The following is a 575-nucleotide window of genomic DNA, read 5'->3' as shown; positions in this document are numbered from 1 at the left end:
CCCCTACGCGCCACGGCTGTGAGCCCACGGCGCACCCCGACCATTGACAGCACCAGCCGCGCGGGCGGTGCACGACGTAAGGAACGGCAGGTGGGCACGGTGTTGGTGAAGGCATGGGGCGTGTACGGACCGCAGGGGGACTCGCTGCTCCTGCAAGAGGCGTTGCACCGCGCGTCCGTGCCCAGCGGCGCGCACGCGTTGGACGTGTGCACCGGCACCGGGCTGATCGCGCTGACGGCGGCCAGACTGGGCGCGGTGCGCGTGCGCGCCGTGGACACCTGCTACCGCGCCGTGCTGACGGCCCGCTGCAACGCGTGGCTGAACAGGCTGCCCGTCCACGTCGAGCACGGCGACTTCCGCTCCTGCCTGACGCACCGCCAGCGCTACGACGTGATCACGGCCAACCCGCCGTACGTCCCCTGCCCCGTGGACGCCGACCACGAGCGGGGGCGGGCCCGGGCCTGGAACGCGGGTCTGGACGGCCGGCGTTACCTGGACCAACTCTGCGCCATGGCACCGCACCTGCTGACCGCGGAGGGCATGCTGCTCATCGTCCACTCCGCGCTGTGCGGCCC

The 575-nt window shown here is 72.9% G+C and carries 1 protein-coding gene; it reads left to right on the top strand.

Annotated features, from left to right (window positions below; all coding sequences use genetic code 11):
• Positions 1-90: 90 nt before the first annotated feature.
• Positions 91-575: methyltransferase (locus KUM32_RS38525; RefSeq protein ID WP_308408831.1), on the top strand; the 485-nt coding region annotated here is incomplete at its 3' end.

The organism is Streptomyces sp. AC627_RSS907, from assembly GCF_019049165.1.
This window is presented reverse-complemented; position numbering and strand designations above follow the sequence as displayed.